Source organism: Burkholderia sp. COPS (assembly GCF_019425585.1).
GTDB lineage: Bacteria > Pseudomonadota > Gammaproteobacteria > Burkholderiales > Burkholderiaceae > Burkholderia > Burkholderia cepacia.
Genome location: NZ_WIXR01000015.1, coordinates 342,383 through 363,998, shown reverse-complemented (window position 1 = coordinate 363,998; position 21,616 = coordinate 342,383). Strand labels below are relative to the sequence as shown.

The window sequence follows — 21,616 nt, the reverse complement described above, 5'->3', positions numbered from 1 at the left end:
CTTCCGTCCTCAGTTCAGCGCTTCCATGCGCAGCTTCGTTACCTTCGAGACCACCGTCGAGAGGCTCTCGATCTGCGCGATCGCCGCGTTGACGTTCTTCTCGACCGTCTCGTGCGTGATCAGGATGATGTCGGTCTCGCCGTTCGCGCCGTCGATCTGCTCGGATTCCTTCTGCAGCAGCGCGTCGATCGAGATGCCCGATGCTGCGAGGATGCGCGTGATGTCGGCCAGCACGCCCGTCTGGTCGGCGACGCGCAGGCGCAGGTAGTAGCCGCTCGTCACTTCCTCGATCGGCAGGATCGGCGTGTTCGACAGGCTGTCCGGCTGGAACGCGAGATGCGGCACGCGATGCTCCGGGTCCGCCGTGTGCAGGCGCGTGACGTCGACGAGATCCGCGACCACGGCCGACGCGGTCGGCTCCGCGCCCGCGCCCTTGCCGTAATACAGCGTCGTGCCGACCGCGTCGCCGTGCACGACGACCGCGTTCATCGCGCCCTCGACGTTCGCGAGCAGGCGCTTTTCCGGGATCAGCGTCGGGTGCACGCGCAGCTCGATGCCGTTTGCGGCGCGGCGCGCGATGCCGAGCAGCTTGATCCGGTAGCCGAGCTCTTCCGCGTAGCGGATGTCGGTCGCGTCGAGCTTGCTGATGCCTTCGACGTATGCGCGGTCGAACTGCACCGGCACGCCGAACGCGATCGCGCTCATGATCGTCGCCTTGTGCGCGGCGTCGACGCCTTCGATGTCGAAGGTCGGATCGGCTTCCGCGTAGCCGAGCTCCTGCGCGGCCTTCAGCGCGGTCGCGAAGTCGAGCCCGCGATCGCGCATTTCCGACAGGATGTAGTTGGTCGTGCCGTTGATGATGCCCGCGATGTACTGGATGCGGTTCGCGGTCAGGCCTTCGCGCAGCGCCTTGATGATCGGGATGCCGCCGGCGACGGCCGCTTCGAACGCGACCATCACGCCCTTCGCGCGCGCAGCCTCGAAGATCTCGGTGCCGTGCACCGCGAGCAGCGCCTTGTTGGCCGTCACGACATGCTTGCCGTTCGCGATCGCGCGCAGCACGAGGTCGCGCGCGATGCCCGTGCCGCCGATCATCTCGGCGACGATCGCGATCGACGGATCATCGACGACCGCGTTGAAATCGTCGGTGATCCGCGCGGCGCCGGCATCGCCGCCGAGCGCAGCCAGCGCCTTGGCCGGGTTGCGCACCGCAATGCGCGTCACCTCGATGCCGCGCCCCGCGCGTCGCTTGATTTCTTCCTGGTTGCGGCCCAGCACCGTGAAGGTGCCGCTGCCCACCGTGCCGAAGCCCAACAGGCCAACTTTGATCGGTTCCATGCTGCGTGTGATCGATGAGTAAGAAGTAGTGAGTACCGTGTGGCCCTGCCGCTCAGGCCGAATGGCGCTTGCGGTAGCCGTCGAGGAAGCGTGCGATCCGGTTGATCGAATCGGTCAGGTCGTCGAGGTTCGGCAGGAAGACCACGCGGAAGTGGTCCGGTGTCGTCCAGTTGAAGCCCGTGCCCTGCACGAGCAGTACGCGCTCCTCGAGCAACAGGTCGAGAATGAACTGCTGGTCGTTCTGGATCGGATAAAGCTTCGGGTCGAGGCGCGGGAACATGTACAGCGCGGCCTGCGGCTTCACGCAGGTCACGCCCGGGATCGACGTGAGCATGTCGTACGCGAGTTCGCGCTGCTTGTACAGGCGCCCGCTCGGCACGATCAGCTCGTTGATGCTCTGGTAGCCGCCGAGCGCCGTCTGGATCGCGAACTGCCCGGGCACGTTCGCGCACAGGCGCATCGACGACAGGATGCCGAGCCCCTCGAGGTAATCCTTCGCGCGCCGGCGGTTGTCGCCGCCGAGGCCCGACACGGCCATCCAGCCCGCGCGGTAGCCGCACGAGCGATAGCTCTTCGACAGGCTGTTGAACGTGACGGTGATCACGTCCTCCGACAGCGAACCCAGCGCCGTGTGCTCGAGGCCGTCGTAGACGATCTTGTCGTACACCTCGTCGGCGAACACGATCAGCCCGTGCTGGCGCGCGATCTCGAGCAGTTTGAGCAGCAATTCGTCCGAATAAAGCGCGCCCGTCGGGTTGTTCGGGTTGATCACGACGATCGCCTTCGTGTTCGGCGTGATCTTGCGGCGGATGTCGTCGAGATCGGGCATCCATGCGTTCTGCTCGTCGCAGATGTAATGCACCGGCGTGCCGCCCGACAGGCTGACCGCCGCCGTCCACAGCGGGTAGTCGGGCGCGGGCAGCAGCACTTCGTCGCCGTCGTTCAGGAGCGCCTGGGTCGCCATCACGATCAGCTCGGACGCGCCGTTGCCGATGTAGATGTCGTCGAGGCCGACGCCCACGACGCCCTTTTCCTGCGTGTAGTGCATCACCGCCTTGCGCGCCGAGAACACGCCCTTCGAATCCGAATAGCCGGACGACGTCGGCAGGTTGCGGATCATGTCCTGGATGATCTCGTCCGGCGCATCGAAACCGAACGGCGCGAGGTTGCCGATGTTCAGCTTGATGATGCGGTGGCCTTCTTCCTCGAGGCGCTTCGCGTGCTCGAGCACCGGGCCACGGATGTCGTAGCAGACGTTGAGCAGCTTGTTCGACTTCTGAATCGGTTTCACGACGACACGGTTCCTGGGTTGGCCTTGCGGCCGGGGGGACGGGATCAAAACTGGAAAGCGGCCGGTCTGTGCGCGCTGTCTAGACTGGGGAAAAGCGGGCGGTCGGGCGCGGCTTGTGGCGACGCGCGACGCAAGTGGCGCCCGGGGGCGACCAAAAAGTTATAATTTAGCGGATTTTGGCCGACTTTCGCAATGCACCATAGCCGCGCCGGGCCCACGCCGTCAGGCGTCCCGCGTGCCCGGGCAAGCGAAACCGGCCTTCCGGGCCCCCTGTGGCCCTGCAACACATTCCCCTTCGGAACCGCGGAATACCGACTTGAAACTGCACCAGGACGCGAGCGGCGCGCTCAACACCGTCACCGGCTACGGCCCCGATTATGTCGACGTCAATCTCGAACGCCATGAAACGAGCGTCATCGTGCTGCCCGGCGCGCCGGTCCAGACGTGGCCCGTGTCGTCGTTCGACGCGCTCGCGCCCGAGCATTTCGCGATGCTGCTCGAACCGACGCCCGAACTCGTGATCTTCGGCAGCGGCGCACGGCTGCGCTTCCCGCACCCGCGGCTCGTCGCGGCGCTCACGGCCAAGCGGATCGGCGTCGAGACGATGGATTTCCAGGCGGCCTGCCGCACCTACAACATCCTGATGGCCGAAGGCCGCAAAGTCGCCGCCGCGCTCTTAATTGAACGTTAATCCGCGATGCGGTAAAACTCGGGCCGGCGCAGCGGGTCGATCCCCCGGATCGGCCCGGCCAGGCCGCCCGCCCCCGGCGCAACCCGCCGGCGGCCCGTCACAACAACCAACAGGCTGAAAATCCATGAACGATACGCCGTCGAGGCTACCGCTCAACCGCATCACGCTCGTCCTCCTCGTCGTCGCGCTCGCGATCGTCTGGTTCGCGCCGCTCGGGCTGCGCCACCTGATCCCGAGCGACGAAGGCCGCTACGCGGAAATGGCGCGCGAGATGTTCGTCACCGGCGACTGGATCACGCCGCGCTACAACGGCTACAAGTACTTCGAGAAGCCGCCGCTGCAGACCTGGCTGAACGCGCTCACGTTCGCGTGGTTCGGCATCGGCGAATGGCAGGCGCGCCTCTACACGGCCGTCGCGAGCTTCGCCGGCGTGCTGCTGGTCGGCTTCACGGGCGCGCGCCTGTTCAACCCGCTGTCGGGCTTCCTCGCCGCCGTCGTGCTCGCGGCGTCGCCGTACTGGAACCTGATGGGCCACTTCAACGCGCTCGACATGGGCCTTGCGTTCTGGATGGCACTGTCGCTGTGCTCGCTGCTGCTCGCGCAACGGCCCGGGCTGCGCCCGGCCGCGGCACGCGGCTGGATGTGGGCGTGCTGGGCCGCGATGGCGTTCGCGGTGCTGTCGAAGGGCCTCGTCGGCCTGATCCTGCCCGGCGCCGTGCTCGTGCTCTATACGTTGATCGCGCGCGACTGGGCGCTCTGGAAGCGCCTGTACCTGGTGAGCGGCCTCGTGATCTTCTTCGCGATCGTCACGCCGTGGTTCGTGCTCGTCCAGCAGCGCAACCCCGAGTTCTTCAACTTCTTCTTCATCGTCCAGCAGTTCCGCCGGTACCTGACCCCGGAACAGAACCGTCCGGGCCCGCTCTACTACTTCGTGCCCGTGCTGCTGGTCGGCTTCCTGCCGTGGCTGTCGGTTGCGTGGCAGAGCATCCGCCATGCGCTGCGGATGCCGCGCCAGCCGAACGGCTTCTCGCCGATGCTCGTGCTGCTGATCTGGAGCGCATTCATCTTCCTGTTCTTCAGCGCGTCGCATTCGAAGCTGATCTCGTACGTGCTGCCGGTCGCGCCGGCGCTCGCGCTGATCATCGGCGCGTACCTGCCGCTGATGACCGCCGACCGGTTCCGCCGCCACCTGCTCGGCTACCTCGTGTTCTTCGTCGCCGCGGCGTTCGGGATCATCTTCCTCGCGTACCAGGGCGATGCCCGCACGCCGAACGCGCTGTACCGCGCGTTCCAGATGTGGCTGTACGCGGGCCTCGCGGTCGCCGCCGCGCTGACGCTCGCGGCCGCCTGGCTGAACCGCCGCACGGGCGTCGCCGCCGCGCTTGCCGCGTTCGGCGCCGCGTGGCTCGCCTTCGGCACGATCGGCGGCACCGGGCACGACGAGTTCGGCCGCTACAGCTCGGGCGCGCTGCTCGCGCCGACGGTGCGCGCCGAGCTGGCGAAACTGCCGCCCGACACGCCGTTCTACTCGATCGAGATGCTCGATCACACGTTCCCGTTCTACATGGGCCATACGACGATCATGGTCCAGCGCCAGGACGAGCTCGCGTTCGGCATCTCGATGGAGCCCAACAAGTGGATTCCGACCGTCGACGAATGGATCACGCGCTGGAAGCAGGAAACCCATGCGCTCGCGATCATGCCGCCCGGCCAGTACGACGCCCTGGTCAAGCAAGGCGTGCCGATGCGCGTGATCGCGCGCGACAACCGTCGCGTGATCGTCGAGAAACCGCAATCGTAAGGACGCCCATCGCATGAATCCCGTTTCGCTCGTCTGCATCGTCACCGGCGTGATGCTCAACGCCGTTGCGCAACTGCTGCTGAAGGCCGGCGTCAACGCCGTCGGGCACTTCGAGTTCAGCCGTGCGAACATCATCCCGGTCGGGCTGAAGATCGCCACCCAACTGCCGATCATCGGCGGCCTCGGCTGCTACGTGCTGAGCGTCGTGGTCTGGATCCTCGGGCTGTCGCGGGTCGACGTGTCGATCGCGTACCCGATGCTGTCGCTCGGCTACGTCGTCAACGCGTTCGCGGCCTGGTACCTGTTCGGCGAGGTGCTGTCGATCCAGCGGCTCGTCGGCATCGGCATCATCCTGATCGGCGTGCTGGTGCTCGCGCGAAGCTGAGCACGCTCCGCCGCGTTAAGCGTCCGCCTACAAAAAATCACGGTGCGTTTCCGCCAACCGGTGTTTAATGCCGGTTTCGGCCGGGATCGCCCGACCCTTTTATTACACGCCATTACAGGCCAAAGCGTACATGAGCCAGACTACCGCTCCGTTTCTGCCGTTCACCCGCCCCGAGATCGATGAGGAAACCATCCAGGGCGTCGTCGAAGTGCTGCGTTCGGGCTGGATCACCACCGGCCCGCAAAGCCAGAAATTCGAAGCGGCGCTGTCCGAATACTGCGGCGGCCGTCCGGTCCGCGCGTTCAACTCGGGCACCTGCACGCTCGAGATCGGCCTGCGCATCGCGGGCGTCGGCCCCGGCGACGAGGTGATCACGACGCCGGCGTCGTGGGTCTCGACCAGCAACGTGATCCTCGAGACGGGCGCGACGCCCGTGTTCGCCGACATCGATCCCGTCACGCGCAACATCGACCTCGACAAGCTCGAGCAGGCGATCACGCCGCGCACGAAGGCGATCATCCCCGTGTTCCTGTCCGGCCTGCCGGTCGACATGGACCGCCTGTACGCGATTGCGCGCGCGCACAAGCTGCGCGTGATCGAGGACGCCGCGCAGGCGTTCGGCTCGACGTGGAACGGCAAGCGCATCGGCGCGATCGGCGACATCGTGTCGTTCAGCTTCCACGCGAACAAGAACCTCACGACGATCGAAGGCGGCGCGCTCGTGCTGAACAACGAGGAAGAAGCGACGCTCGCGCAGAAGTACCGGCTGCAGGGCATCACGCGCACCGGCTTCGACGGGATGGACTGCGACGTGCTCGGCGGCAAGTACAACCTGACCGACGTCGCCGCCCGTGTCGGCCTCGGCCAGCTGCCGCACATCGAACGCTTCACCGCGCAGCGCCGCGCGCTCGCCCGCGCGTATTTCGACGCATTCGACGGCAGCGCGGCCGTGAAGCTCGGCGTCGGCCTGCCGGTCGCCGAATTCGAGAACGGCAACTGGCACATGTTCCTGATCACGCTGCCGCTCGAGCGGCTGACGATCACCCGCGCCGAGTTCATGGCGCAGATGAAGGAACGCGGCATCGGCACGGGCATCCACTACCCGGCGATCCATCTTTTCACGCTGTACCGTGCGCGCGGCTTCAAGGAGGGCATGTTCCCCCACGCCGAACGGTACGGCGCGTCGACCGTCACGCTGCCGCTCTTCACGCAGATGACGGAAGGCGACGTGCGTCGCGTGGTCGACGCCATCAACCAGATTTGCGAACAATACGGAAATTAAGCGTACATGAGTCACCTTGAAGCACGCGCCGGGCATCCGGGCGCCGGGCACCTGGACGCAGGCCGTCCCGAAGTATCGGTCATCATCCCCGTGTACAACGAGGAAGACGGCCTCGCCGCGCTGTTCGCGCGGCTGTATCCGGCGCTCGACGCACTCGACACGTCATACGAAGTGATCCTGATCAACGACGGCAGCCGCGACCGCTCGGCCGCGATGCTCGCCGATCAGTTCCACGTACGTCCCGACACGACGCGCATCGTGCTGCTCAACGGCAACTACGGCCAGCACATGGCGATCCTCGCCGGCTTCGCGCAATCGCGCGGCGAGATCGTCATCACGCTCGACGCCGACCTGCAGAACCCGCCCGAGGAAATCGCCAAGCTGATCGCGAAGATGCGCGAGGGCTACGACTACGTCGGCTCGATCCGCAAGCAGCGCCAGGACAGCCTGTGGCGGCGCAAGGCGTCGCAGATGATGAACCGGCTGCGCGAGCGCATCACGCGCATCAAGATGACCGACCAGGGCTGCATGCTGCGCGCGTACAGCCGTCGCATCATCGATACGATCAACGTGTGCGGCGAAGTCAACACGTTCATCCCCGCGCTCGCCTATACGTTCGCGCAGAAGCCGACCGAGATCGAGGTCGCGCACGAGGAGCGCTTCGCCGGCGAATCGAAGTACTCGCTGTACAGCCTGATCCGGCTGAACTTCGACCTCGTGACGGGCTTCTCGGTCGTGCCGCTGCAGTGGCTGTCGTTCATCGGCGTGATCCTGTCGCTCGGCTCCGCCGCGCTGTTCGTGCTGCTGCTCGTGCGACGCTTCATCGTCGGCGCGGAAGTGCAAGGCGTGTTCACGCTGTTCGCGATCACGTTCTTCCTGCTCGGCGTGATCATCTTCGCGCTCGGCCTGCTCGGCGAGTACGTCGGCCGCATCTACCAGCAGGTGCGCGCGCGGCCGCGCTACCTGATCCAGGCCGTGCTCGAGCAGCACGACGGCGTGCCGCCGGTGCCGGCCGGCACGAACCGCACGGGAGCCGGGCAATGAAACCGCGCGCAGTCGTCTTCGCGTATCACAACGTCGGCGTGCGCTGCCTGCAGGTGCTGCTCGCGCGCGGCGTCGACGTCGCACTCGTCGTCACGCACGAGGACAACCCGAACGAGAACATCTGGTTCGGCAGCGTCGCATCGGTCGCCGCCGAGCACGGGATCCCGGTCGTCACGCCGGCCGATCCCGCCGATCCGGCGCTGCGCCGCGCGGTGTCCGACGCGCAGCCCGATTTCATCTTCTCGTTCTACTACCGGCACATGCTGCCGGTGGACCTGCTCGCGATCGCGCCGCGCGGCGCGTACAACATGCACGGTTCGCTGCTGCCGAAATACCGGGGTCGGGTACCGACCAACTGGGCCGTACTGAACGGCGAGACCGAAACCGGCGCGACGCTGCACGAGATGGCCGCGAAGCCCGACGCGGGCGCGATCATCGCCCAGACCGCGGTGCCGATCCTGCCGGACGACACGGCCGCGCAGGTGTTCGACAAGGTCACGGTGGCCGCCGAGCAGACGCTCTGGCGCGTACTGCCCGCGCTGCTCGCGGGCGAGGCGCCGCACCTGCCGAACGACCTCGCGACCGGCAGCTACTACGGCGGGCGCAAGCCCGAGGACGGCCGCGTCGACTGGTCGAAGCCGGCCGCGCAGGTCTACAACCTGGTGCGCGCGGTCGCGCCCCCGTATCCGGGCGCGTTCACGGACGTCGACGGCACGCGTTTCGTGATCGCGCGCGCGCGCCTCGCGGCGCCCGGCAGCGCGGCAGCGGCCGCCGCGGCAGATTTGCCGCCCGGCCTGCACGTAAGCGATAATGCGCTATTCGGCGTCTGCGGCGACAGCCGCGCCCTATCCATTCTCGAGCTGTGGCAGCAGCGCGACGGCAGCGAAACCGTCGTGACGCCCGCGGAATTCGCGCAGTTCATTCATTCTTCCCGTCATTCATGAAAGCAAAAAAAGTCCTGATCCTGGGTGTGAACGGCTTCATCGGCCATCACCTGTCGAAGCGCATTCTTGAAACCACCGATTGGGAAGTGTTCGGCATGGACATGCAGACCGATCGGCTGGGCGACCTCGTCAACCACGAGCGGATGCATTTCTTCGAAGGCGACATCACGATCAACAAGGAGTGGGTCGAGTATCACGTGAAGAAGTGCGACGTGATCCTGCCGCTCGTCGCGATCGCGACGCCCGCCACCTACGTCCAGCAGCCGCTGCGCGTGTTCGAACTCGACTTCGAGGCGAACCTGCCGATCGTGCGTTCGGCCGTCAAGTACGGCAAGCACCTCGTGTTCCCGTCGACCTCCGAGGTCTACGGCATGTGCTCGGACGAGCAGTTCGACCCGGATGCATCGGCCCTCACCTACGGCCCGATCAACAAGCCGCGCTGGATCTACGCGTGCTCGAAGCAGCTGATGGACCGCGTGATCTGGGGCTACGGGATGGAAGGCCTGAACTTCACGCTGTTCCGTCCGTTCAACTGGATCGGCCCGGGCCTCGACTCGATCTACACGCCGAAGGAAGGCAGCTCCCGCGTCGTCACGCAGTTCCTCGGCCACATCGTGCGCGGCGAGAACATCAGCCTCGTCGATGGCGGCTCGCAGAAGCGCGCATTCACCGACATCGGCGACGGCATCAGCGCGCTGATGAAGATCATCGAGAACAAGGACGGCGTCGCGTCGGGCAAGATCTACAACATCGGGAATCCGAAGAACAACTTCTCGGTTCGCGAACTCGCGCACAAGATGCTCGAACTGGCGGCGGAATTCCCCGAATACGCCGATTCGGCCAAGCAGGTGAAGCTCGTCGAGACGACGTCCGGCGCGTACTACGGCAACGGCTACCAGGACGTGCAGAACCGCGTGCCGAAGATCGACAACACGATGCAGGAGCTCGGCTGGGCACCGCAGGCGACGTTCGACGACGCGCTGCGCAACATCTTCGAAGCGTATCGCGGCCACGTCGCCGACGCGCGCGCGCTCGTCGAGCAGCAAGGCTGAGCGGGACGTTCGCTTGGCTCGCATCGTCCTCAAGATCGACGTCGACACGCTGCGCGGCACGCGCGAAGGCGTGCCGAACCTCGCGCGCATCTTCGACCGCTTCAGTGCGCGCGCGACCTTCCTCTTCAGCCTCGGGCCCGATCACACGGGCTGGGCACTGCGGCGCGTGTTCCGCCCCGGCTTCCTGAAGAAGGTGTCGCGCACGTCGGTGGTCGAACACTACGGCGTGAAGCAGTTGATGTACGGCGTGCTGCTGCCGGGCCCCGACATCGGCCGCCGCGCGATCGCCGACATGCGCGCGATTCACGAGGCCGGCTTCGAATGCGGGATCCACACGTGGGATCACGTGTACTGGCAGGACAACGTCCGTGCGCGCGATCGCGACTGGACCGCGCGTGAAATGCAGAAGAGTCACGCGCGCTTCATCGAGATCTTCGGTGCGCCGCCCGTCACGCACGGCGCGGCCGGCTGGCAGATGAACGATTCCGCATTCGAGCAGATCGACGCATGGGGGATGCGCTACGCATCCGACGGCCGCGGCCATTCGCCGTACCTGCCCGTCGTCGACGGCCGCACGCTGTCGCACGTGCAGATGCCGACCACGCTGCCGACGCTCGACGAAGTGCTCGGCATCGACGGCGTCGACACGCACAACGTCGCCGCGCACATCCTCAAGTTCACCGAAACCAATCCGCACGACCAGGTGTTCACGCTGCATGCGGAACTGGAAGGCCAGAAGCTCGCGCCCGTGTTCGAGCAACTGCTCGCCGGCTGGCGCGCGCAAGGCCACACGTTTGCGACGATGGGCGACTACCACGCGACGCTGGACCGCGACTCGCTGCCATCGTACCCTGTCACGTGGGGCGAAATTCCCGGCCGCTCCGGCGAACTGATCGTCCAGCCCGACTGAGTTCGCGCGCGCCGGCGTCGCCCGCGCCGCCCATGCGGCGCGCTGCCGCGACGCCCCGCCGAACCGCGCCGCCGCAGCGGCGCCTTTCCATAACAACAGGAGAAACACGTGTCCGTCGAAGTTGACCGTCAAGTTCCCGATTTCACCGCACCGGCCACGGGCGGCGACATTTCGCTGTCCGGCCTGAAGGGCAAGAAACTCGTGCTGTACTTCTATCCGAAGGACAACACGCCGGGCTGCACGACCGAAGGGCTGCAGTTCCGCGATCTCTATCCGAAGTTCAAGAAAGCCGGTGCGGAAGTCATCGGCGTGTCGCGCGACAGCCTGCGCTCGCATGACAATTTCAAGGCAAAGCTCGAACTGCCGTTCCCGCTGATTTCCGATGCCGACGAAGCGCTGTGCGCGCTGTTCGATGTCATCAAGATGAAGAAAATGTATGGGAAGGAAGTGCGCGGAATCGAGCGCTCGACGTTCCTGATCGACGCCGACGGCGTGCTTCGCCAGGCATGGCGCGGCATCAAGGTACCGGGTCATGTGGACGACGTGCTAAGTGCTGTACAAGCGCTTTGAGGCGCGTTATATTGGGCCGCAATGAATGCCAGTTCGCCCCATATTTCTCGTAGCTGCGCCGGTGCCTGTTGCAATGCTTCACGGCACCTGACGCGCATCACGACGGCATCAGCCGAGCCGCATGTCCCTGTCGACGGGGCAGCGGCTTTTTTTATGGAACGCGCGCCGGCCCTCCCCGGTCCGGCCTTTACCGCATCGAGGAGCTGATCGACACTTAGGCGAACCGGCTAGACGAAATTCCTGTGCGCCACCGCGCGCAAACTGCATGCATCTACGTCACGCAGGATGCGATCAGCGGCGCACGCCATGCGACACGATTCCTCCCGAGGGACACCATGCCTTTGCCTACTCCCCCCAGCAAGCTCGGCAGCCTGCTGCCGCCCGACGAATACAAGGCGAAAGCGCGGCCCGCGAAAGCCGCGAAGAAATCCGCCGAAGGGGACGCATCCACAGCCGGTGACTACGGTCCGGCGAGCGTGGCCCAACCGATGATCGAAGCCGCGAACACGGCCGCGCCGCTGCGCGCCGTCGCGTCTTCGGCGCAGGAAACCGCGAGCGCACCCGCACGCGGTCGCAAGACCAGACAGACGGCCGCACTGTTGCAGCCGATGCCGGCACCCGCCGAACCCGCGGCGCCGGTCGTCGCGCGCAACGACAAGCCGGCCGCCGGCAAACCGGCCGCGGCTCCCGCGCGCGACACGGGCGCTGCCACGAAATCGCGCAGCCGCAAGGCCGCCGAAGCCGAACAGCAGAAACTGTTCGTGCTCGACACCAACGTGCTGATGCACGACCCGAGCAGCCTCTTCCGCTTCGAGGAACACGACGTCTATCTGCCGATGATGACGCTCGAGGAACTCGACAACCACAAGAAGGGGATGTCCGAAGTCGCGCGCAACGCACGCCAGGTCAGCCGCACGCTCGACGCGCTGGTCGCCGATGCGGGCCCGATCACGGCCGGCATTCCGCTGTCGCGCCTCGGCAGCCGCGAGGCGGTCGGCCGCCTGTACTTCCAGACGAAGCTCACCGACATCGCGCCCGTCGAAGGCCTGCCCGAAGGCAAGGCCGACAACCAGATCCTCGGCGTCGTGCGCGCGCTGCAGCGCGACCGGCCGGACCGCCAGGTCGTGCTGGTGTCGAAAGACATCAACATGCGGATCAAGGCGCATGCGCTCGGCCTGCCCGCTGAAGACTACTTCAACGACCAGGTGCTCGAGGATTCGGATCTCCTGTACAACGGCGTGCGTGAGCTGCCGCAGGATTTCTGGACCAAGCATGCGAAGGGCATGGAGAGCTGGCAGGACACGAAGACGGGCACCACGTACTACCGCGTGACGGGCCCGCTCGTCGCGTCGATGCTCGTCAACGAGTTCGTCTATCTCGAGCCGCAGAACGGCGAGCCGACGTTCCATGCGATCGTCCGCGAACTGAACGGCAAGACGGCGCTGCTGCAGACGCTGCGCGACTACAGCCACCACAAGAACAACGTGTGGGGCATCACCGCGCGCAATCGCGAGCAGAATTTCGCGCTGAACCTGCTGATGAACCCGGAGATCGACTTCGTCACGCTGCTCGGCCAGGCCGGTACCGGCAAGACGCTCGTCGCGCTCGCGGCCGGCCTCGCGCAGGTGCTCGACGACAAGCGCTACAACGAGATCATCGTGACGCGCGCGACCGTGCCCGTCGGCGAGGACATCGGTTTCCTGCCCGGCACCGAGGAAGAGAAGATGCAGCCGTGGATGGGTGCCTTCGACGACAACCTCGAAGTGTTGCAGAAGACCGACGACGCCGCCGGCGAATGGGGGCGTGCCGCGACGCAGGAACTGATCCGTTCGCGCCTGAAGGTGAAGAGCATGAACTTCATGCGCGGCCGCACGTTCGTCGACAAGTACCTGATCATCGACGAGGCGCAGAACCTGACGCCGAAGCAGATGAAGACGCTCGTCACGCGTGCGGGCCCGGGCACGAAGATCGTGTGCCTCGGCAACATCGCGCAGATCGACACGCCTTACCTGACCGAAGGCAGCTCCGGGCTCACGTATGTCGTCGACCGCTTCAAGGGCTGGGGCCACAGCGGCCACGTGACGCTCGCGCGCGGCGAACGCTCGCGACTCGCCGACTACGCGTCGGACATCCTGTAACGCGACAGGCCGGCCCGTCGGCCGGCCGTCGACGCATCGCGGCGCTCCGCTTCCGGAGCGCCGTTTTTATTTTTGGGGTCTGAAACGTTGGTCATGCATCGTTACGCAACAGCCGCACTTACGCGCGAAACTTCAAGTAAATTCTCAGGAACGGTTGATTAAGTCCCGCCGGAACGTCTACCATCGGGTCTGTCTGTTGTCATACGATTCGCGAGCGTCCCGCGCTCGCCCGCCTTGCCATGCTTCGAATCTGGGTTCCCGTTGCTGTCGTTTCACTGCTTGCGGCCTGCTCCAGCGTGCCGCCGCAGTCGGCATCGCGCCCCGCGTCGGGCATGAGGATCACGACGCCGCGCGCATTCCCCGCTCCCGCCAATTTCCCGAAGTTCGTCGATCACAGCGTCGGCCAGGAAGAAATTTCGATCCAGGCGATGAGCCTCGTCGGCGTCCCGTATCGTTGGGGTGGCAACACGCCGACGAGCGGCTTCGACTGCAGCGGGCTCGTGCGCTACGTGATCGGCCGCGCAGCCGACGTGAACCTGCCGCGCACGACCGCCGACATGAGCGGCCGCGGCGTATCGGTCGAGCCCGACCAGATCGCGCCGGGCGACCTGATCTTCTTCAACACGACCGGACGGCCGCATTCGCACGTCGGCATCTACGTCGGCAAGCTGCGCTTCGTCAACGCACCGTCGACGGGCGGCACCGTGCGGCTCGACTACCTGACGAACCCGTACTGGGCCAAGCGTTTCGACGGCATTCGCCGCGTCGCGCCGCCGCGCGGGGCACCTGCGCCGTTCGATGCGCCGACCTACGAGGCGAAGCGCGACGAGCCGCGCAATTCGCCGGCGGTCGCGGCTGCTCCGGTGGTCGTGACGGCTGCTACCGCGCCGCGGCAACCCGCGACTGCGTCGTCGCAAGCGAGAGCGGCGCAGGTGCAGGCGCCCGCCCCGACCACGCCGGTCGTGACGACGGCCGCAGTTGCACCGGCAGCACCGGCCGCCGATCCGTACGAACCGCCGCCCTCGCGGATGCAGGCGGCCCAGCAGCAGGCCACGTCGATGAATGACGAGCTGACCGCGACGACGGCCAATGCCGCACCCGCCGCCACGGCGGAAGTCGGCACGCAGATTCCGACGACCGCGCTGACGGCCGCCCAGGCCGCCGCCTTCGATGCCGAACCGCCGCCCGCCACCGCGTCGATGCCTCCACGCAGCATCGAGCCCGTGCAGGTGTGGCGTGCGTCGACGCAATCCGCGCCCGTCAGTCCGCGCACGAGTACGGCAGACGATCCGATCGCGCGGTTCGCGAACGGCAGTTACTGACCGGTCGCTCGACCTTCGACCGCCGCGAAGTTGGCGGCATCCGCCGCCCTCCACCTCGCCGCCCCCTTCCGCCGCCCCAATAGAAAATGCGCCGCAGCCTTTCGGCTTGCGGCGCACTTCATGTCCGTTCGACAGTGCTGGCGATCAGAAGATCTGATGGCCGAGCCACCATCCGCCGGCCGCGAACAGCGCGGCTGCGGGCAGCGTCAGCACCCACGCCCATACGATGTTGCCGGCGACACCCCAGCGCACGGCCGACAGCTTCTGTGTCGCACCGACACCGACGATCGCGCCGGTGATCGTATGCGTGGTCGATACGGGAATGCCGAGGAACGACGCGATGAACAGCGTGATCGCCCCGCCGCTTTCCGCGCAGAAACCGCCGACCGGCTTGAGCTTCGTGATCTTCTGGCCCATCGTGCGCACGATGCGCCAGCCGCCGAACAGCGTGCCGAGGCCCATCGACAGGTAGCACGCGCCGATCACCCACGCGGGCGGCGCATCGGCGGTGGCCGATGCGTAGCCGCTCGCGATCAGCAGCATCCAGATGATGCCGATCGTCTTCTGTGCGTCGTTGCCGCCGTGGCCGAGGCTGTACAAGCCGGCCGACAGCAGCTGCAGCCGGCGGAAGCGCCGGTCGACCTTGCTGGGCGCGGTACGGAAGTACAGCCACGACACGCCGAGCATGAACAGCGAACCGAGGATGAAACCGAGCAGCGGCGAAATGAAGATGAACGCAACCGTCTTCAGCAGCCCGTCGATGTTCAGCGAGCCCCAGCCCGACTTCGCGAGCGCGGCGCCGACGAGGCCGCCGATCAGTGCGTGCGACGAGCTCGACGGAATCCCGTAGTACCAGGTGATCACGTTCCAGCCGATCGCACCGACCAGCGCGCCGAATATGACGTAGTGGTCGACGATCTCGGGGTCGATCGTGCCTTTGCCGACGGTCTGCGCGACTTTAAGGTGGAAGATGAAATACGCGATCACGTTGAACGCGGCCGCGAACACGACGGCCTGCTGGGGCTTCAGCACCCCGGTCGACACGACGGTGGCGATCGAGTTCGCCGCGTCGTGAAAGCCGTTCATGAAGTCGAATACGAGCGCGACGAGAACGAGCGTCGCGACCATCCAGAGGGCGAGTTGTATCGAATGCATCGTGGTCCGCTCAGGCGTTTTCCAGCACGATGCCTTCGATGATGTTCGCGACGTCCTCGCACTTGTCGGTGATCTCTTCGAGCAGCTCGTAGATCGCCTTCAGCTTGATGAGCGTCTTCACGTCGTCTTCCTCGCGGAACAGCTTCGACATCGCCGCGCGCAGCACGCGATCGGCCTCCGATTCCCAGCGATCGATCTCCTCGCACTGCTTGAGGATCTGCGCGGACTGCTTCATGTCGGACAGCAACCCGACCGCCTGCTGCACGTGCTGGGCGGACTGCGTGACGATGTGCGCGAGCTGGCTCGCCTCGGACGTGACGGACTGCACGTCGTACAGCGACACGGCGGTCGCGACGTCTTCCATCAGGTCGAGGATGTCGTCCATCGTCGTGATCAGCTTGTGGATCTCGTCGCGATCGAGCGGCGTGATGAAAGTCTTGTGCAGCAGATCGATCGCCTCGTGCGTGAGCTTGTCAGCGGCCTTCTCGGCAATTTGCACGTTTTGCTTGTGAATCTCGGCGTCGGCGAGATTGTCGATCAGCAGTTCGAGCTCGCGGCCACCGGAAACGATGTGCTTCGCGTGCGCGTTGAAGAGTTCAAAGAACTTGCCCTCGGTGGGCATGAATCGACCGAACATGGGATTCCTGAGAGATTGTCAAACTACTGTCACGAAAACGGGCGACATTGTACCGTTTTCGGTCGCGCCGCGACGCGCGCACATGCGCGCGCCGGGATTGGATACAACGTTTGGCGATTTAGGACTTTACAATCGGCGCTACTCGCCGTAGAACGTCTGCGCTCCCGCAAAGTTGTCGAACTTCGTGTATTGCCCCAGGAACGTGAGCCGAACGGGGCCGATCGGGCCGTTACGCTGCTTGCCGATGATGATCTCGGCCGTGCCCTTGTCGGGGCTGTCCGGGTTGTAAACTTCGTCGCGGTAAATGAACAGGATCACGTCCGCATCCTGTTCGATTGCGCCCGATTCGCGCAAATCGGACATCACCGGACGCTTGTTCGGGCGCTGTTCGAGGCCACGGTTCAACTGCGACAGCGCGATCACCGGCACGTCGAGTTCCTTCGCGAGACTCTTCAGCGATCGCGAGATTTCCGAGATTTCGGTCGCGCGGTTCTCGCCCTGCGACGAACCCGACATCAGCTGCAGGTAGTCGACGATAATCAGGCCGAGCTTGCCGCACTGCCGCGCCAGGCGCCGCGCGCGCGAGCGCAATTCCATCGGGTTCAGGCCGCCCGTCTCGTCGATGAAGAGCTGCGCCTCGCTCATCTTCTGCACCGCGTGCGTCAGCTTCGGCCAATCCTCGTCCGTCAGGCGCCCGGTACGCATCCGGTGCTGGTCGAGCCGGCCGATCGAGCCGAGCATACGCATCACGAGCTGGGTGCCCGGCATTTCCATCGAGAACACCGCGACCGGCAGCCCGTACTCGACCGCGACGTATTCGCCAATGTTCATCGAGAACGCGGTCTTACCCATCGACGGTCGTCCCGCGACGATGATCAGTTCGCCGCCGTGCATCCCGGAGGTCATCCGGTCGAGGTCGACGAAGCCCGTCGGCGTGCCCGTGACGTCGCTCGGGTTCGCGGTGTGGTACAGCGTGTCGATGCGCTCGACGACCTGCGTGAGCAGCGGGCCGATCTCGAGGAAGCCCTGGTTGCCGCGCGCGCCCTCTTCGGCGATCGAGAACACCTTCGATTCGGCCTCGTCGAGCAGCTGACGGACTTCCTTGCCCTGCGGGTTGAACGCATCGGCCGAGATTTCGTCGGCAACCGACACGAGCCGGCGCAGCACCGCACGGTCGCGCACGATTTCCGCATAACGGCGGATGTTCGCGGCGCTCGGCGTGTTCTGCGCGAGGGCATTCAGGTACGCGAGGCCGCCGACGTCGTCGGCCTTGCCGGACGTGGTCAGTGCTTCGTACACGGTCACGACGTCGGCCGGGCGCGTCGACGCGATCAGCCGGCCGATGTGCTCGTAGATGATCCGGTGATCGTAGCGATAGAAATCGCCCTGAGACAGGAAGTCGGCAATCCGGTCCCATGCCGCGTTGTCGAGCAACAGGCCGCCGAGCACCGACTGTTCGGCTTCGACCGAATGCGGCGGGACTTTCAGCGATTCGATTTGGGGATCTTGCGGCGCGTTCATGGGTTGGGATTATCGCGAATAGATCGCAGCAGCGCTACCGCTCCGGCGATCGGGCAATAAAAAAGGCAGGCCCCGGTTGCCCGGGCGCCTGCCCTTGTCCGGACGACGGAAGCCGCCCGGAAAGCTTGCGTACGCTTACGCGTGGTCGCCGATCACGTTGATCGTGACGTCGACGACGACGTCCGTGTGCAGCGCGACCTGGACGTTGTGCTCGCCGATCATCTTCAGCGGGCCTTCCGGCATGCGAACTTGCAGCTTCTCGACTTCGAAACCTGCCTTCTTCAGCAGTTCCGCGACGTCGCCGTTCGTGACCGAGCCGAACAGACGGCCGTCAACGCCCGACTTCTGCGTGATTTCGAACGACTGGCCGTTCAGCTTCTCGCCGACTGCCTGCGATGCTGCCAGCTTTTCAGCGGCGATCTTTTCGAGTTCAGCGCGGCGCACTTCGAATTCGGCGATCGCTTCCTTCGTTGCACGGCGAGCCTTGCGGTTCGGGATCAGGAAGTTGCGAGCGTAACCGTCCTTGACCTTGACGATGTCGCCGAGGTTGCCCAGATTGGCGACTTTTTCCAACAGAATGATTTGCATTCGAATTCTCCTTATGGCGTCGCCGAGTTACGCCTTGTGCTGATCGGTGTACGGCAGCAGCGCGAGGAAACGCGCACGCTTGATTGCCGTGTCGAGCTGACGCTGATAGTGCGCCTTCGTACCCGTCAGACGCGCCGGCGTGATCTTGCCGTTTTCGCCGATGAAGTCCTTCAGCGTTTCCGTGTCCTTGTAGTCGATCTGCTCGACGCCTGCGGCCGTGAAACGGCAGAACTTCTTGCGCTTGAAGAGCGGGTTTTGTTGCTGACGACGCTTGTCGAATTTCTTACCAGTCGGGCGGGGCATGATTTCAGTCCTTTCCAATGTCCTGCAATGCTGTGATGTGAAACACCAAGGTTCTCGCGTTGCGGCTTTTTTTTGCCAGGAAGCCCGTGAACAGCGTTTCGACGCCCATTTCACGGCTTTCCAGCCTGCCGCTCGCCTCACCGGCCGCCACCGCCTCGATCGTCATTTCGACCTGACGGGGAATGCCTGCTTCGACGACTTCCGTGCGGTGATGCAATGTGGCGCTTGCGATCGGAACACCTGCCGGCGTATATCGCACCGGTGCGCGTTCGACGACGCTCGCCGTCAATTGCAACCTGTTCACGTGAGTGGCGCGCTCCTTGATGGCTTAATGAATGACGAACTTAAGCCTGCGCTTCGGTCGGCTGAGCTGCAGCCGCCTTCTTGGCTTCTTCGCGCTGAACTTCCTTCATCATCGGCGACGGGCCGGTTTCGGCCTTCTTCATCTTGACGATGAGGTGGCGCAGCACGGCGTCGTTGAACTTGAACGCGTGTTCGAGTTCGTCGAGCGTCGTCTGGTCGCACTCGATGTTCATGCAGACGTAGTGAGCCTTCGCGAGTTTCTCGATCATGTAGGCCAGTTGGCGACGGCCCCAGTCTTCGACACGGTGGATCTGACCGCCGTGCGACGTGATCGTGGTCTTGTAACGCTCGATCATCGCGGGCACTTGCTCGCTCTGATCGGGGTGCACGATGAATACGATTTCGTAATGACGCATTACACACTCCTTGTGGATTAAAGCCACCCGGGCGTCTGAACCGGTGTGGCAAGTGAGAAGCCGAAGATTCTAACCCGGATACGGGGCGCATGCAAGACCAATCGACGATCGGCGTGCGGATTCGGCCATGTTTTCAAAGACTTGAAGGGGCGAGGCCGGGCAGCCGGGCCATTCTTCGGCCTTTTCCCCGCTCAGGGTCGGAGCGCAAGCGGGCGGCGGGCCCGCAGGCAGCCGTCGCGACGTCACTCGCTGCGCGTGCCGGCCAGCCGCGCGTCGAGTGCGGTCCTGAACGCCGCAAGTGCCGACGGCTCGGCGTCGGTCACGGCCCACCACGTCATCCCGGCCGCATCCCAGCGATCGAGCGCATAACCCTGCGACACGGTCGAGTACGGCGCCCCCGGCCCTTCCCCGGCCGGCCGCACATAGACGTCGATCACGTGCTGCCGGTAACGGTAGACCAGCACCGCGACACGGCGGCGCCCGACGTAGTCGAGCCGGCCGCCGACCAGCGCGAAGCCGTTCGCCGCGAGATCCTCGACCGGCGGCGCATAGTCGAGCCGGCCGTTGAACCACGGCTTGACCGTGTGCCGGTCGGTCGAGATCACGTCGATGTCGCGCGCCGACAGGTCGGCACGCACGTGGCTCGACACGAGTTCGTCGACCGTGCGGTCGGTGTCGGCGTGGCGCGCGGACACCACCATCCCGCCCGCCGCGGCAAGCGCCACCAGCAGCGCGACGCCCCAGCCGAGGCCGGGCAATGCCGCGACGCGCGGCCCGGTGCCGGCCGTGGCCGGGCGTGCCGCCCCGCCAAGCCCCCGCAGCCAGGACAACCCGTTACGCCCGCGCGGCCGCCGCTGCGGCTGCGATCGGGATCCGGATTGCGGCTCCGCCCGCGCCTGCTCGCGGGCAGGCGCGTCGGCCGCGGCAGGCAGGCTCGCAAGAATGCTCGCCCGCAACGCATCCGGCGCACGGTGATAGTCGGCCTGACGCACGGCCTGCACCAGCGTGACGATCCGTTCGCGTTCCTGGCGACACACGTCGCATCCTTCGACATGCTGCTGGACCCGCAACGCGTCGGGCGCCGACAGCTCGCGGTCGACGTCCGCGTCCAGCAACGCTCGCGCTTCGTTACAGTCCATCGATAGCCTCCGATGCGGTTCCGCCTGCCGGCGTACGGCCCGGCCTGCCTTCGGCCGCCGGTGCCGGCGCGCCGCCCAGCAGCGCGGCGAGCTTGCGCCGGCCGCGTGCGAGCCGCGACATCACCGTGCCGACCGGCACGTCGGCGATCGCCGCGATCTCGCGGTAGCTCAGGTCCTCCATCTCGCGCAGCACCAGCACCTCGCGGTATTCGGGCGGCAGCTTCGCGAGCGCCGCGTTCACGAGCCGCACGTTCTCGCCGCGCAGCAGGTGCGCGAGCGGGTCCTCGGTGGCGGGCTGCCAGTCGTCGGGCACGTCGGTATCGTCCAGCGTATCGGGCAGCGCGACCTCGTGCGCATGCGTGCGGCGGCGCCACTCCGTGTACCAGGTGTGGCGCACGATCGTCAGCAGCCACGGCCGCGCGTTGTCGCCGCGACACGAATCGACGAAGCGCAGTGCGCGCATGCACGCGTCCTGGACGACGTCGTCCGCATCGCCGGCGTTGCCGCTCAGCCAGCGTGCGAGGTTGTACGCGGCGTCGAGATGCGGCAGCACGAGCGCGCGAAACCGCTCGCCGCGCGCGACCGCGTCGTCTGCCACCCGTTCTTCGACCGCCTGTCCGGCTTGCCCCACATGGCCTCCCTGGTCCCGGCGGCCGAAACCGCGCCCGTTCCGCGCACGGCGCCCGGACAGACCGGCAACGTGCGCGCTCGATGACCATACCGTTGCTGCGTCGAGTTTATTCCCGCGCCGGGCGCATGAAGCGTAAAAAAATCGCCGGGCCGCCC

22 protein-coding genes and 1 pseudogene are annotated in these 21,616 nt (G+C 65.8%); 11 read left to right on the top strand and 12 right to left on the bottom strand.

All coding sequences use genetic code 11. The features are described from left to right. Nucleotides 1-9 precede the first annotated feature (9 nt). Nucleotides 10-1,338: a homoserine dehydrogenase gene (locus tag FOZ70_RS14780; protein WP_219706179.1), complete on the bottom strand. Its 1,329-nt coding sequence runs from the start codon at nucleotides 1,336-1,338 to the stop codon at nucleotides 10-12. 52 nt (nucleotides 1,339-1,390) lie between these two features. After that, nucleotides 1,391-2,629 carry a pyridoxal phosphate-dependent aminotransferase gene (locus FOZ70_RS14775; protein ID WP_219706178.1) on the bottom strand — a complete coding sequence of 413 codons (1,239 nt, stop codon included), beginning with the start codon at nucleotides 2,627-2,629 and terminating at the stop codon, nucleotides 1,391-1,393. A gap of 316 nt (nucleotides 2,630-2,945) precedes the next feature. On the opposite strand from FOZ70_RS14775, the gene FOZ70_RS14770 reads away from it, so the two are divergent. The 9 genes from FOZ70_RS14770 to FOZ70_RS14730 all read left to right on the top strand — a co-directional run bounded on the left by FOZ70_RS14770 (nucleotide 2,946) and on the right by FOZ70_RS14730 (nucleotide 11,308). After that, the gene (locus tag FOZ70_RS14770; protein ID WP_021156508.1) at nucleotides 2,946-3,320 is read left to right on the top strand and encodes an Mth938-like domain-containing protein; all 375 of its coding nucleotides are present in this window, start codon (nucleotides 2,946-2,948) and stop codon (nucleotides 3,318-3,320) included. A 124-nt stretch (nucleotides 3,321-3,444) separates the two neighbouring features. After that, nucleotides 3,445-5,121, top strand: a complete 1,677-nt coding sequence (locus FOZ70_RS14765; RefSeq protein ID WP_048021053.1) for a glycosyltransferase family 39 protein — start codon at nucleotides 3,445-3,447, stop codon at nucleotides 5,119-5,121. Between the two features lie 13 nt (nucleotides 5,122-5,134). Continuing rightward, nucleotides 5,135-5,506, top strand: a complete 372-nt coding sequence (locus tag FOZ70_RS14760; protein WP_021156511.1) for an EamA family transporter — start codon at nucleotides 5,135-5,137, stop codon at nucleotides 5,504-5,506. 130 nt (nucleotides 5,507-5,636) lie between these two features. Continuing rightward, entirely contained in the window at nucleotides 5,637-6,788 is a 1,152-nt protein-coding gene (locus FOZ70_RS14755) for a DegT/DnrJ/EryC1/StrS aminotransferase family protein (protein ID WP_021156512.1), read from the top strand. A 6-nt stretch (nucleotides 6,789-6,794) separates the two neighbouring features. Then, complete coding sequence (locus tag FOZ70_RS14750; RefSeq protein ID WP_021156513.1) at nucleotides 6,795-7,832, top strand: glycosyltransferase; 1,038 nt, start codon at nucleotides 6,795-6,797, stop codon at nucleotides 7,830-7,832. Continuing rightward, nucleotides 7,829-8,776: a formyltransferase gene (locus FOZ70_RS14745; protein ID WP_021156514.1), complete on the top strand. Its 948-nt coding sequence runs from the start codon at nucleotides 7,829-7,831 to the stop codon at nucleotides 8,774-8,776. The genes FOZ70_RS14750 and FOZ70_RS14745 overlap by 4 nt, the downstream gene beginning before the upstream one ends. Further along, the gene (locus tag FOZ70_RS14740) at nucleotides 8,773-9,828 is read left to right on the top strand and encodes a bifunctional UDP-4-keto-pentose/UDP-xylose synthase (protein WP_006482864.1); all 1,056 of its coding nucleotides are present in this window, start codon (nucleotides 8,773-8,775) and stop codon (nucleotides 9,826-9,828) included. Before FOZ70_RS14745 ends, FOZ70_RS14740 begins: the two co-directional genes overlap by 4 nt. Nucleotides 9,829-9,841: 13 nt before the next feature. Beyond that, nucleotides 9,842-10,738 (top strand): polysaccharide deacetylase family protein, encoded by an 897-nt coding sequence (locus FOZ70_RS14735; RefSeq protein ID WP_021156515.1) that lies wholly within the window; start codon nucleotides 9,842-9,844, stop codon nucleotides 10,736-10,738. A gap of 108 nt (nucleotides 10,739-10,846) precedes the next feature. Further along, nucleotides 10,847-11,308, top strand: coding sequence for a peroxiredoxin (locus FOZ70_RS14730; protein WP_011657063.1), 462 nt, complete (start codon nucleotides 10,847-10,849; stop codon nucleotides 11,306-11,308). A 198-nt stretch (nucleotides 11,309-11,506) separates the two neighbouring features. On the opposite strand, the pseudogene FOZ70_RS38535 reads toward FOZ70_RS14730, so the two are convergent. After that, a pseudogene (locus tag FOZ70_RS38535) lies at nucleotides 11,507-11,748 on the bottom strand (hypothetical protein); the annotation flags it as partial. Here FOZ70_RS38535 and FOZ70_RS14725 point away from each other — a divergent pair. Together FOZ70_RS14725 and FOZ70_RS14720 are read left to right on the top strand one after the other, a co-directional pair. Then, nucleotides 11,644-13,446 (top strand): PhoH family protein, encoded by a 1,803-nt coding sequence (locus tag FOZ70_RS14725; RefSeq protein ID WP_042972757.1) that lies wholly within the window; start codon nucleotides 11,644-11,646, stop codon nucleotides 13,444-13,446. The pseudogene FOZ70_RS38535 and the gene FOZ70_RS14725 sit on opposite strands and share 105 nt — an antisense overlap. A gap of 239 nt (nucleotides 13,447-13,685) precedes the next feature. Continuing rightward, complete coding sequence (locus tag FOZ70_RS14720; RefSeq protein ID WP_219706177.1) at nucleotides 13,686-14,768, top strand: C40 family peptidase; 1,083 nt, start codon at nucleotides 13,686-13,688, stop codon at nucleotides 14,766-14,768. A 144-nt stretch (nucleotides 14,769-14,912) separates the two neighbouring features. On the opposite strand, the gene FOZ70_RS14715 is transcribed toward FOZ70_RS14720, so the two are convergent. The 9 genes from FOZ70_RS14715 to FOZ70_RS14675 all read right to left on the bottom strand — a co-directional run bounded on the left by FOZ70_RS14715 (nucleotide 14,913) and on the right by FOZ70_RS14675 (nucleotide 21,461). Beyond that, on the bottom strand, nucleotides 14,913-15,923 hold the full coding sequence (locus FOZ70_RS14715) for an inorganic phosphate transporter (RefSeq protein ID WP_021156518.1): 1,011 nt from the start codon (nucleotides 15,921-15,923) through the stop codon (nucleotides 14,913-14,915). A gap of 10 nt (nucleotides 15,924-15,933) precedes the next feature. Further along, complete coding sequence (locus FOZ70_RS14710) at nucleotides 15,934-16,560, bottom strand: DUF47 domain-containing protein (RefSeq protein ID WP_006478627.1); 627 nt, start codon at nucleotides 16,558-16,560, stop codon at nucleotides 15,934-15,936. 138 nt (nucleotides 16,561-16,698) lie between these two features. Continuing rightward, on the bottom strand, nucleotides 16,699-18,081 hold the full coding sequence (locus tag FOZ70_RS14705; RefSeq protein ID WP_006486249.1) for a replicative DNA helicase: 1,383 nt from the start codon (nucleotides 18,079-18,081) through the stop codon (nucleotides 16,699-16,701). Nucleotides 18,082-18,216: 135 nt separating this feature from the next. After that, nucleotides 18,217-18,669, bottom strand: coding sequence for a 50S ribosomal protein L9 (rplI, locus tag FOZ70_RS14700; protein ID WP_021156519.1), 453 nt, complete (start codon nucleotides 18,667-18,669; stop codon nucleotides 18,217-18,219). A 27-nt stretch (nucleotides 18,670-18,696) separates the two neighbouring features. Beyond that, nucleotides 18,697-18,972, bottom strand: a complete 276-nt coding sequence (rpsR, locus tag FOZ70_RS14695) for a 30S ribosomal protein S18 (RefSeq protein ID WP_006486248.1) — start codon at nucleotides 18,970-18,972, stop codon at nucleotides 18,697-18,699. A 4-nt stretch (nucleotides 18,973-18,976) separates the two neighbouring features. Continuing rightward, nucleotides 18,977-19,276: a primosomal replication protein N gene (gene priB, locus FOZ70_RS14690; protein WP_011657069.1), complete on the bottom strand. Its 300-nt coding sequence runs from the start codon at nucleotides 19,274-19,276 to the stop codon at nucleotides 18,977-18,979. A gap of 40 nt (nucleotides 19,277-19,316) precedes the next feature. Continuing rightward, a complete protein-coding gene (gene rpsF, locus FOZ70_RS14685) occupies nucleotides 19,317-19,691 on the bottom strand; it encodes a 30S ribosomal protein S6 (protein WP_006402295.1) in 375 nt (124 codons plus the stop codon). A 242-nt stretch (nucleotides 19,692-19,933) separates the two neighbouring features. Next, nucleotides 19,934-20,830 (bottom strand): anti-sigma factor, encoded by an 897-nt coding sequence (locus FOZ70_RS14680; protein ID WP_059651684.1) that lies wholly within the window; start codon nucleotides 20,828-20,830, stop codon nucleotides 19,934-19,936. Then, on the bottom strand, nucleotides 20,820-21,461 hold the full coding sequence (locus FOZ70_RS14675; RefSeq protein WP_048021041.1) for an RNA polymerase sigma factor: 642 nt from the start codon (nucleotides 21,459-21,461) through the stop codon (nucleotides 20,820-20,822). Before FOZ70_RS14675 ends, FOZ70_RS14680 begins: the two co-directional genes overlap by 11 nt. Between the last annotated feature and the right edge of the window lie 155 nt (nucleotides 21,462-21,616).